Source organism: Klebsiella sp. KTE92 (assembly GCF_000398905.1).
Taxonomy (GTDB): domain Bacteria; phylum Pseudomonadota; class Gammaproteobacteria; order Enterobacterales; family Enterobacteriaceae; genus Klebsiella; species Klebsiella variicola.
On sequence record NZ_KB976100.1, the window covers coordinates 5,147,027 to 5,158,365 of the forward strand.

Annotated in this window: 8 protein-coding genes; 6 read left to right on the top strand and 2 right to left on the bottom strand. The window is 57.9% G+C overall.

What is annotated here, in order from left to right:
• Positions 1-73: 73 nt before the first annotated feature.
• Positions 74-319 (bottom strand): septal ring assembly protein ZapB, encoded by a 246-nt coding sequence (zapB, locus tag A1WC_RS01445; RefSeq protein ID WP_008806812.1) that lies wholly within the window; start codon positions 317-319, stop codon positions 74-76.
• Positions 320-761: 442 nt separating this feature from the next.
• On the opposite strand from zapB, the gene A1WC_RS01440 reads away from it, so the two are divergent.
• Positions 762-1,613 (top strand): MIP/aquaporin family protein, encoded by an 852-nt coding sequence (locus tag A1WC_RS01440; protein ID WP_012540293.1) that lies wholly within the window; start codon positions 762-764, stop codon positions 1,611-1,613.
• Between the two features lie 21 nt (positions 1,614-1,634).
• Positions 1,635-3,146, top strand: a complete 1,512-nt coding sequence (gene glpK / locus A1WC_RS01435) for a glycerol kinase GlpK (RefSeq protein ID WP_008806810.1) — start codon at positions 1,635-1,637, stop codon at positions 3,144-3,146.
• Positions 3,147-3,260: 114 nt separating this feature from the next.
• Here the strand turns inward: glpK and gltS are convergent, their stop codons facing one another.
• Positions 3,261-4,463, bottom strand: a complete 1,203-nt coding sequence (gltS, locus tag A1WC_RS01430; RefSeq protein ID WP_012967046.1) for a sodium/glutamate symporter — start codon at positions 4,461-4,463, stop codon at positions 3,261-3,263.
• Positions 4,464-4,747: 284 nt separating this feature from the next.
• Between gltS and A1WC_RS01425 the strand changes: the two genes are divergently transcribed.
• The 4 genes from A1WC_RS01425 (at position 4,748) to A1WC_RS01410 (ending at position 11,179) form a co-directional block, all read left to right on the top strand.
• The gene (locus A1WC_RS01425) at positions 4,748-6,139 is read left to right on the top strand and encodes a nucleobase:cation symporter-2 family protein (protein WP_008806808.1); all 1,392 of its coding nucleotides are present in this window, start codon (positions 4,748-4,750) and stop codon (positions 6,137-6,139) included.
• A gap of 140 nt (positions 6,140-6,279) precedes the next feature.
• Positions 6,280-7,977, top strand: coding sequence for an AsmA family protein (locus tag A1WC_RS01420; protein ID WP_016161973.1), 1,698 nt, complete (start codon positions 6,280-6,282; stop codon positions 7,975-7,977).
• Positions 7,978-8,227: 250 nt separating this feature from the next.
• Positions 8,228-9,787, top strand: coding sequence for a PTS transporter subunit EIIC (locus A1WC_RS01415; RefSeq protein WP_016161974.1), 1,560 nt, complete (start codon positions 8,228-8,230; stop codon positions 9,785-9,787).
• Positions 9,788-9,799: 12 nt separating this feature from the next.
• A complete protein-coding gene (locus A1WC_RS01410) occupies positions 9,800-11,179 on the top strand; it encodes a hypothetical protein (RefSeq protein ID WP_016161975.1) in 1,380 nt (459 codons plus the stop codon).
• The last annotated feature ends 160 nt before the right edge of the window (positions 11,180-11,339 follow it).

Here is an 11,339-nt window from a genome sequence, read left to right on the forward strand (position 1 = left end):
TTGGCTATAACTTGTGGATATAAAGAGGTGAATAAGGATTGCCCCCTCCCGGGCGGGAGAGGGCGCGAAGCGATTAGACTTCTTCCATACGGCCCAGCAGCGCCTGCAGGCGATCCTGCCAGCCCTGCTGTTGCTCTTTCAGCTGGCTGTTTTCGCGCTCCAGCTCTTCACGACCATGCTGCGCGCTCTGAACTTCCTGAACCAGGGTGTTGTTCTTTTCTTTCAGCTCTTCGATTTCCATCTGCAACAGAGTGATGGTATCAATCGCCTGCTGAACTTTAGATTCTAATTTCTCAAACACTTCTAATGACATCGTCATACCTCTCCTGAACTTGCAAGGCGTTGATAGAAACTCGTGTTTCGTATACGCGGTCCCGCCTTAACGAAAATTAGCGCACATAGCGGTGTTATCGTCGATTGTATGAATCCCCGCCGCCCCTGTCCAGCGGCAAGCCGCGCAGATTGCGGTTTGCAACACTTTTCAGTCTTTACCTGGTGCTTTCAGCGCAGTTCGCTCGTACTTCATGGGTCATTGTTAATTTTATGGTTAACAAAATGCGAGGTGAAACGCTCCGGCACCGGTCTCAATGCGCGCGGATGGCGCGAAAACGCTCATTTTCTTGACGCGGTACACACATTTGAAGTTCGATATTTCTCGTTTTTGCTCGTTAACGATAAATTAACACTATGCCTACATGGCAATATGGTCGTCTGTGACCACCCTACATACAATAATCATCACCACGCTTCAGGATTCGATTATGAGCCAAACATCAACCTTAAAAGGCCAGTGCATCGCAGAGTTCCTCGGTACCGGGTTGTTGATCTTTTTCGGCGTTGGGTGCGTGGCTGCGCTCAAGGTCGCGGGAGCCAGCTTCGGGCAATGGGAAATCAGCATCATCTGGGGTCTGGGCGTCGCCATGGCGATCTACCTGACCGCTGGGGTCTCCGGTGCGCACCTTAACCCTGCGGTAACTATCGCACTCTGGCTGTTCGCCTGCTTCGATGGCCGCAAAGTGGTCCCTTTTATCATTTCGCAATTCGCTGGCGCCTTTTGCGCTGCGGCATTAGTTTACGGGCTTTACTACAATCTTTTCCTCGATTATGAAACCACCCACCATATGGTCCGCGGCAGCGTAGAAAGCCTCGATCTGGCCGGCATCTTCTCCACCTATCCGAACCCGCATATCAATTTTGTGCAGGCCTTCGCGGTAGAGATGGTGATTACCGCTATCCTGATGGGCGTCATCCTGGCGCTGACCGACGATGGCAACGGCGTGCCGCGCGGTCCGCTTGCTCCGCTGCTGATCGGCCTGCTGATTGCGGTGATTGGCGCCTCCATGGGACCGCTGACCGGCTTCGCCATGAACCCGGCGCGTGATATCGGCCCGAAAGCTTTCGCCTGGCTGGCCGGCTGGGGCGACGTCGCCTTCACCGGCGGCAAAGATATTCCTTATTTTCTGGTGCCGCTGTGCGCACCGGTGGTCGGCGCGGCGCTGGGCGCATTCAGCTATCGTAAGCTGATTGGCCGTCACCTGCCTTGCGACACCTGCGTGGAGGAAGAGCAACAGAGCCCCTCCTCTTCCACCACTCAACATAAAGCTTCGCTGTAATCTGACTACGGGACACCGACTATGACCGACAAAAAATATATCGTTGCGCTTGACCAGGGCACTACCAGCTCCCGGGCCGTTGTGATGGATCATGATGCCAATATCGTCAGCGTCTCCCAGCGAGAATTTGAACAAATTTATCCTAAGCCAGGCTGGGTCGAACATGACCCGATGGAAATCTGGGCTTCCCAAAGCTCGACGCTGGTCGAAGCGCTGGCCAAAGCGGATATCAACTCCGATCAGATCGCGGCCATCGGCATCACCAACCAGCGTGAGACCGTGGTGGTGTGGGAGCGTGAGACCGGTAAACCCATCTACAACGCCATCGTCTGGCAGTGCCGCCGTACCGCGGAGATCTGCGAGCAGCTCAAGCGTGACGGAATGGAAGAGTATATCCGCAAGGCCACAGGCCTGGTGGTGGACCCCTACTTCTCCGGCACCAAGGTAAAATGGATCCTCGACCATGTCGAAGGTTCCCGTGAACGTGCGAAACGCGGCGAGCTGCTGTTCGGCACCGTTGACACCTGGCTTATCTGGAAGATGACCCAGGGCCGCGTGCACGTTACCGACTACACCAACGCCTCACGTACCATGCTATTCAACATCCACGAGCTGGACTGGGACGACAAAATGCTCGACGCGCTGGACATTCCGCGCGCCATGCTGCCGGAAGTGCGCAAGTCTTCCGAAGTGTACGGCCAGACCAACATCGGTGGTAAAGGCGGGACCCGTATTCCTATCGCCGGGATCGCCGGTGACCAGCAGGCGGCCCTGTTCGGCCAGCTGTGCGTCAAAGAAGGGATGGCGAAAAACACCTACGGCACCGGCTGCTTTATGCTGATGAATACCGGCGAAAAAGCGGTCACCTCCACCCACGGTCTGCTGACCACCATCGCCTGCGGCCCGCGCGGCGAGGTGAACTACGCGCTGGAAGGGGCGGTGTTTATGGCCGGCGCGTCTATTCAGTGGCTGCGCGACGAGATGAAGCTCATCAGCGATGCCTTCGATTCCGAGTACTTCGCCACCAAAGTGAAGGATACCAACGGCGTATACGTGGTACCCGCGTTCACTGGTCTTGGCGCACCATACTGGGACCCGTATGCCCGCGGCGCGATTTTCGGCCTCACCCGCGGCGTGAACTCCAACCACATTATCCGTGCGACGCTGGAGTCCATCGCCTATCAGACCCGCGATGTGCTGGAGGCGATGCAGGCAGACTCTGGCATTCGTCTGCACGCCCTGCGCGTGGACGGCGGCGCGGTGGCTAACAACTTCCTGATGCAGTTCCAGTCCGATATCCTCGGCACCCGTGTCGAGCGTCCGGAAGTACGCGAAGTGACGGCGCTGGGCGCAGCCTATCTGGCGGGTCTGGCGGTCGGTTTCTGGCAGAATCTGGACGAGCTGCAGGAGAAAGCGGTGATTGAGCGCGAATTCCGCCCGGGGATTGAAACCACTGAGCGTAACTATCGTTACAGCGGCTGGAAGAAAGCGGTGAAACGCGCGTTAGCGTGGGAAGAGCACGACGAAGCGTAAGATTGTGGAGGTATTCCCGGCTTGCGGCGTAAACGCCTTAGCCGGGCTACAAAACCCCAAACAGCACGATCTTGTAGCCCGGACAGGTGCGCAGCACCGCCTCCGGGTTTTTTATCAGCCAAATATTGGCAGCAGCAGGTATAGCTTAATCACCAGTGCGTTAACGATGTCGATAAAGAACGCTCCCACCATCGGCACCACCAGGAAGGCCATATGTGACGGGCCAAAGCGGTCGGTAATCGCCTGCATATTAGCAATCGCCGTCGGCGTTGCGCCCAGACCAAACCCGCAGTGGCCCGCCGCCAGCACCGCGGCATCGTAATTCTTGCCCATCATCCGGTAGGTAACGAATACCGCATACAGCGCCATCGCCAGCGCCTGCACCGCCAGGATAATAATCATCGGCAGCGCCAGCGAGGCCAGCTCCCACAGCTTGAGGCTCATCAGCGCCATGGCGAGGAACAGCGACAGGCTGACGTTGCCCAGCACCGATACCGCGCGATCGAACACCCGGTACAACCCCGCCAGCGCCAGGCTGTTGCTAAGGATCACGCCGATAAACAGCACGCAGACGAAGGTCGGCAGCTCGAAGACGCTGCCCGCCAGCAGTTGCGCAACCACCTTGCCCACCGTCAGACAGATAGCGATCAGGGCGATACTTTCGATCAGCACCAGCGAGGTGATCACCCGCCCCACGTCCGGTTTTTCAAAGGCGGTTGGCGCCACCTGATCGTCCGGTGTGCCGTCCGGAGAGGAAGAGTGCTTCACCAGGTAGCGAGCCACCGGACCGCCGATCAGGCCGCCCAGCACCAGGCCGAAAGTCGCGCAGGCCATCGCCACTTCGGTGGCGTTGGCAAAACCGTAGCGTTCAACGAACAGCTTGCTCCACGCCGCCCCGGTGCCGTGGCCGCCGGATAAGGTAATCGACCCGGCCAGCAGGCCCATCAGCGGATCCAGCCCCAGCAGCGTCGCCATGCCGATACCGAGGGCATTCTGCAGCAGCAGCAGGCCAACCACCACGATCAGGAAAGTGCCCAGCACCTTGCCGCCGGCCCGCAGGCTGGCGAGGTTGGCGTTAAGACCGATGGTGGCGAAGAACGCCAGCATCAGCGGGTCTTTCAGACTCATATCGAAATCAATTTCGATATCCATGCTTTTCTTCAGCACCAGCAGCGCCAGCGCTACCAGCAAACCGCCGGCAACAGGTTCAGGAATGGTGTATTTCTTGAGGAAGGGAACGGTTTGCACGAGTTTTCTGCCGAGCAATAGCACAAGCGTTGCGGCAACGAGCGTCGATAAGGTATCGAGGTGAAACATAAAAAGCTCCTTATGGGCGCATGATCCATTCACACGCGACGTAATTCCTGGTGTCTTTAGCTTCTCATCATGAGGAGTCAGAAGGGGATTTTACGCAGAACGGCGGAAAAAATGACAGAAAAAGATATTTTGTATCCTTAATGATGCGATTTAGCATACAAAATGTTAATAACCTCGTTGCGCATATTCACGGCATAAATTTTTATGACCAAATGCTGGCAAACGTTTGCTTTTGGTCTACAGTCCGATAAAATTCCCGCTTTGCCACCTTGGGATTGCTTGTGATGTCCGTTAACACCGCAGAGTCAGAAAATGCGCAACCGGTTGCGCATAAATCAGCTAGCGAATTAATCTACCGCCTCGAAGATCGCCCACCGCTACCGCAAACCCTGTTCGCCGCCTTCCAGCACCTGCTGGCGATGTTTGTCGCGGTGATCACTCCAGCGCTGTTAATCTGCCAGGCTCTCGGTCTCCCGGCGCAAGATACCCAACATATCATCAGCATGTCGCTGTTCGCTTCCGGTGTCGCCTCTATTATTCAGATCAAAGCCTGGGGCCCGGTCGGCTCCGGATTGCTCTCCATCCAGGGCACCAGCTTTAACTTTGTCGCCCCGCTGATCATGGGCGGTACCGCATTGAAAACCGGCGGCGCCGACGTCCCCACCATGATGGCCGCCCTGTTCGGCACCCTGATGCTGGCCAGCTGCACGGAAATGGTGCTCTCCCGCGTCCTGCACCTGGCGCGCCGCATCATTACCCCGCTGGTCTCCGGCGTGGTGGTGATGATTATCGGCCTGTCGCTGATTCAGGTCGGACTGACTTCCATCGGCGGCGGCTACGCGGCGATGGCCGACCACACCTTCGGCGCGCCGAAGAACCTGCTGTTGGCGGGCATCGTGCTGGCGCTGATCATTATTCTCAACCGCCAGCGTAATCCCTATTTGCGCATTGCTTCGCTGGTGATTGCCATGGCGGCGGGCTATCTGGCGGCATGGTTCCTCGATATGCTGCCAGCCAATACCGCCCCGACCAACAGCAGCCTCATCACCGTGCCAACGCCGCTCTACTATGGTCTCGGCATCGACTGGAGCCTGCTGCTGCCGCTGATGCTGGTGTTTATGATCACCTCTCTGGAAACCATCGGCGATATCACCGCCACCTCGGACGTCTCCGAACAGCCGGTTTCCGGTCCGCTGTATATGAAGCGCCTGAAAGGCGGCGTGCTGGCTAACGGCCTGAACTCCTTTGTTTCCGCGGTCTTCAACACTTTCCCGAACTCCTGCTTCGGCCAGAACAACGGCGTGATCCAGCTGACCGGCGTTGCCAGCCGCTACGTCGGTTTCGTGGTCGCCCTGATGCTGATCGTCCTCGGTCTGTTCCCGGCGGTGAGCGGCTTCGTGCAGCACATCCCTGAGCCGGTGCTCGGCGGCGCCACGCTGGTGATGTTCGGCACCATTGCCGCGTCCGGCGTGCGCATCGTCTCCCGTGAGCCGCTGAACCGTCGGGCGATCCTGATTATCGCCCTGTCGCTGGCAGTGGGCCTCGGCGTGTCGCAGCAGCCGTTAATCCTGCAGTTCGCCCCAGACTGGCTGAAAAACCTTCTCTCTTCGGGAATTGCCGCCGGTGGTATCACAGCGATTGTTCTGAATTTAATTTTCCCGCCAGAAAAAGCCTGATCTGACGCGCTCCCGGTCGCGCCATTGGCCGGGACGCTTTCCACGACCTGCCTCATCACGGAAATAAACCACGCCCGCCTTGAGAAGTGCGCCTAAATCGGGCATAACACGGTGATGTGCATCTCACAGAATGGAAGACCATGAAATTTCTTGGAAAGCTGATTCTCTGGCTGCTAGTCGCTCTGCTGCTCGTCATTGTTGGCGCGTGGTTCCTGCTGCAAACCCACTGGGGCGCCCGCCAGGCCAGCGCCTGGCTCAGCAATGGCACCGGCTGGCAGGTCTCCTTCGATGCGATGGAACACGATTTCTCCTCCCCTCTTCATGTGCAGTTGCAAAACGTCACCTTTGGCCGGGAAGGCAAGCCGGCCACCCTGGTGGCAAAAACGGTCGATATTGGCTTCAGCACCCGCCAGTTTAGCGATCCGCTGCATGCGGATGAGATAGTCCTTAACGACGGCACTCTGAATCTGTCACCCCACTCTGCAGACCTGCCGTTCGCTGCCGACCGGCTGATGTTGCGCAACATGGCTTTCAACAGCCCGGAAACCGGCTGGGCGCTCAGCGCGCAGCGCGTCACCGGCGGCGTCAGTCCATGGACGCCGGAAGCGGGCAATGTGCTGGGGAAAACGGCGCAGATCCAGATGAGCGCGGGCTCGATGACGCTCAATGGCGTCGAAGCCAGCAACGTTCTGATTCAGGGCAGGATTGATCAGGGTGAAGTGACCCTCTCCACCCTCGGCGCCGATGTCGCCCGCGGCACCTTAACCGGCAATGCGAAACGCAGCGCCGACGGCAGCTGGCTGGTGGATAACCTCCAGCTCAATGAGATTCGACTGCAGAGCCCCGCCTCGCTGGCCGAGTTTTTCGCGCCGTTAACCACGGTCCCCTCTCTGCAGATTGGCCGCCTGGATATCACCGACGCCCGCCTGCAGGGGCCGGACTGGGCGGTAACCGACCTCGACCTGAGCCTGCGCAACCTGACGCTCAGCCACGGCGGCTGGCAGAGCCAGGACGGCACGCTGTCGATGAACGCCAGCGAATTTATCTACGGCTCGCTGCACTTCTTCGACCCGATTCTGAATGCTGAATTCTCTCCCCAGGGCATTGCGCTGCGCCAGTTCTCCTCGCGCTGGGAGGGCGGCATGGTGCGCACCTCCGGCAACTGGCTGCGCGCTGGTAACGCGCTGGTGCTCGACGACACCGCCTTCGCCGGACTGGAGTACACGCTGCCGGCGAACTGGAAACAGCTGTGGATGGCGCCGATGCCAGCCTGGCTGCAAAGCCTGACGCTGAAAAAATTCAGCGCCAGCCGTAACCTGATCATCGATGTGGATCCTGCCTTCCCGTGGCAAATTACCGCCCTCGATGGCTATGGCGGCGAGCTACAGCTGGTGAAAAACGGCAGCTGGGGAGTATGGAACGGCAGCGCGACGCTGAACGCCGCGGCGGCGACTTTTAACCGGATCGACGTGCGCCGCCCGTCACTCAAGCTGAGCGCGACAGCGTCGACGGTCAATATCACTGAGCTTAGCGCCTTCACCGAGCGCGGCATTCTGCAGGCCACCGCCGCGGTATCCCAGCTGCCGCAGCGCCAGGTCAATCTGAGCTTTACCGGCCGCGGCGTGCCGCTGAATATTCTGCAGGCCTGGGGCTGGCCGTCGCTACCGATAAGCGGGGATGGCAATCTCCAGCTGACCGCCAGCGGCAGCGTGCAGGCCGATGCCCCGCTCAAGCCGACGGTCAACGGGCAGCTCAGCGCCGTGAATATGGAGAAACAGCTGGTGGCGCAAATCATGCGCAACGGCGAGGTCAGCCCCGCCCCCGCCGCGCCGCAGTAACCCCCCCCTTATCTGGCCCTCTCCCCACGGGGAGAGGGCATGCTTTCCGGCAAACTCCGCTCTGGCCACTCCCTCTCCCTTTCAGGGAGGGGGTTAGGGTGCGAGTCCTGAAACCTGTGTGCAATACGCGGCTATCTGTACCTATTTAGCGCAACAGGTTCCTTTCAAATATCAGAATTGCTATAACCAAATTACTGGAAGTCGATAAAAAACCGCTCCCTGTACCTACAAAAATATAAAAGGATCAATCATGCCTGAAATACGTCAGCGTATTCTGGAGAATATGCAAAAATTCTCCCGGGCCATGATCGGCGCCGTATTGTTCTTGCCGGTCATTGGCTTAATTCTGGCCCTCAGTTCAGTATTAACTAATCCGACATTAATTGCTGAAACCAGTTTCTTACATCAGCTTGGGCAAATGCTCGGCGACACTTTTTGGCCTTTATTTGGCAACCTCGGCTTATTATTTTGCGTCGGCATTAGCTATGGCCTGGCAAAGGATAAAAAAACCGAAGTCGCGCTGGTTGCAGTGATGTGCTTCATTATGTTCCTTGGCGCCAACCACTCCTGGCTGGAACACATCCACGGACTCGCCGAAAAAATTAACGGTGAATATTATGGCACCGGGCAAACCCAGCTGCTGGGCTTTGTGGTGGTGGATATGGGCGTTTTCCTGGGCATTATTCTCGGCTGCACGATTGCGTGGGTGCACAATAAAGTCTCTGCCATTGAGCTGCCTGGCGCGCTGTCGATGTACGGCGGCGCCAAGCTGACGCTGGTGGCGATGACGCCGGTGGTTATCTTCTACGCCATCGCCTTTACCTGGATTTGGCCCTTTATGACCCACGGCATCTCCGCCCTCACCGGTTTTATGAAAAATGCCGGGGTCGCCGGGGTCTTCGTCTATGGTTTCTTTGAAAAATTCCTTATCCCCACCGGCCTGCACCATTTCGTCTGGTCCCCCTTCCAGCTCACCCAGATTGGCGGCACCCTGCACGTGGACGGTCAGGTGGTCTCCGGGACCCAGGCCATTTTCCTCGCCTATATGCGCCACCCCGACCTGACGCCGGTCATGAACGACGCATTACGTTTTTCGCAGCAAGGGATGACCACTATCTTTGGCCTGGCGGGCGCCTCGCTGGCGTTCTACCACACCGCGAAACCGGAGAAGAAAGTGATGGCGAAGGCGATTCTGCTGCCGGCGATCATCACCTCGATGCTGACCGGTATCACCGAACCGATTGAGTTCACCTTCTTGTTTGTCTCGCCGCTGCTGTGGGTGATCCACGCGACGTTAACCGCCGCCTCGCAAGCCATTTGCGACATTTTCACCGTACGTCCCTGGGGAGCATCGGGCCTGATCGAGTTTCTGATCTATAACCTGCCGCTGCCGGTCTCCTTAACGCGCTGGCCGGGCTATGTCCTTATTGGTATCGGCCAGTTCGCCGTCTACTACGTGATTTTCCGCACCCTGGTGGTGAAGCTGAACCTGAAAACGCCGGGCCGGGAAGATGACGAGAACGTGAAGCTTTACAGCAAAGCAGAGTACCGCCAGAAAGTCGCGCAACCGCAGTCGGTCACCGATGACATCATCCGCGGCCTCGGGGGCAAGGAGAATATTCTCTCCGTCGATAATTGTTTTACTCGTCTGCGCGTGGCCGTGCGCGATATGGCGCGGGTTGATGACGCGCAATTAAAAAATACCGGCGCCAACGGCGTCGTACGAAATCGTAATGAAGTTCAGGTTATTTATGGCGTCAAAGTGGGACAGGTACGTTCCCGGGTTGATAACTGGTTAGCAGAAAATTAATGAGGAGTTTGTATGAAATTAACCGTATTAGGCGGGGGCGGCGTTCGCTCTGCATTTTTAGCGAAATCTCTGGCCTATAACGCTCACCGCATTGGTTTAACAGAAGTGGTTTTTCTCGATAACTCTGCTGATAATCTGGCGATATTTGGCGAAATTGCCCGCTATGTATTTAATACTATTCGCCCGGATATTCAGTTTAGTACCACTACCGACCCGGTCGCGGCGCTGCAGGATGCCAACTATATCATTACCACCCTACGGGTTGGCGGTGACGAAAGCCGCATTCGCGACGAACGCATTGCGCTACAGCATAACACCCTCGGCCAGGAGACCACCGGCGCCGGCGGTTTCGCGATGGCCATGCGTTCGATCCCGGCGATCCTTCGCTATTGCCGGCTGATCGAAGAACATGCCGCCGAAGACGCTATTCTGTTTAACTTTACCAACCCGTCAGGCCTGGTGACGGAAGCGATCGTCAAGTCCGGTTTTAAGCGCCGGGTCTATGGGATCTGCGATGCTCCCTCCGAGCTGATTCGTGAACTGCCGGCGATCCTTGGTTGTGAAGAACGCGACCTCAGCGTGGAATGCTATGGGCTGAACCATTTCTCATGGTTTACCCACTTCACCGTACGCGGGGAAGAGGTAACCGAACGGCTGATCGCCAGCCCGGAACTGTACCAGAAGACGGCGATGCAGTACTTCTCCCCGGAGCTGGTGCGGCTTTGCGATAATCAGCTCCTCAATGAATATCTCTATTATTACTACTATCGAGAGGTGGCGCTGAAGGCGATTCAGGAAGCCGGCGAGACGCGCGGAGAGCAGATCGCCCGTATCAATCAGGAGATGCGCGAAGCGCTGCGCACTGTGGATGCCAGAACGCAACCGGAAGCCGCTTTCACCATCTGGATGCAGCATTACCTGCGCCGGGAAAACAGCTATATGCAGAATGAGTCGCAGCAGGAAAAATTCCACACCCGCGAACCGCTGACGCTGCGCCAGTTTATCGAAGAGCCGGACACCGGCGGCTATGCCGGGGTGGCGCTGGATATCCTGGAAGCGGTGAACAGCACCACCACCAAGCGTATCGTGGTATCGATCCAGAATCACGACACGCTCGACTTTTTGCGCCCTGACGACGTGATCGAGATCAGCTGCGACCTGAGCCGGGATGGCCTCAAGCCGGTGACGCCGGTGAAGGTGCCGACGGCGCAGAAGAATTTGATTTCCTGCGTGAAGGAGTATGAGCGGCTGGCGGTGGCGGCAATCCTGCAGCAGGATAAATCGCTGGCGGTGCGGGCGCTGATGGCGCACCCGCTGATCGGTTCCTATTCGCTGGCGAAAACCCTGGTCGAAGCCTATCTCGACGATGAGCAATTCGCCGCCTGGCAGTAACCCGCATTGCCGATGGGATTCCCCCCCGCTCGCGCTGCGCTTAGCGGGGCTACGAACGGAGCGGTTTGTGTTTTATGTAGGCCGGGTCAGGCGTAAGCCGCCACCCGGCAAAATAGCCGCATCACCCGGTAGCCCGGATAAGGCGCCAGCCGCCATCCGG

Excerpts from the sequence above, each read along its gene's own strand:
- zapB (WP_008806812.1), bottom strand. The coding sequence starts at position 319 with ATGACGATGTCATTAGAAGTGTTTGAGAAATTAGAATCTAAAGTTCAG.
- A1WC_RS01440 (WP_012540293.1), top strand. The coding sequence starts at position 762 with ATGAGCCAAACATCAACCTTAAAAGGCCAGTGCATCGCAGAGTTCCTC.
- glpK (WP_008806810.1), top strand. The coding sequence starts at position 1,635 with ATGACCGACAAAAAATATATCGTTGCGCTTGACCAGGGCACTACCAGC.
- gltS (WP_012967046.1), bottom strand. The coding sequence starts at position 4,463 with ATGTTTCACCTCGATACCTTATCGACGCTCGTTGCCGCAACGCTTGTG.
- A1WC_RS01425 (WP_008806808.1), top strand. The coding sequence starts at position 4,748 with ATGTCCGTTAACACCGCAGAGTCAGAAAATGCGCAACCGGTTGCGCAT.
- A1WC_RS01420 (WP_016161973.1), top strand. The coding sequence starts at position 6,280 with ATGAAATTTCTTGGAAAGCTGATTCTCTGGCTGCTAGTCGCTCTGCTG.
- A1WC_RS01415 (WP_016161974.1), top strand. The coding sequence starts at position 8,228 with ATGCCTGAAATACGTCAGCGTATTCTGGAGAATATGCAAAAATTCTCC.
- A1WC_RS01410 (WP_016161975.1), top strand. The coding sequence starts at position 9,800 with ATGAAATTAACCGTATTAGGCGGGGGCGGCGTTCGCTCTGCATTTTTA.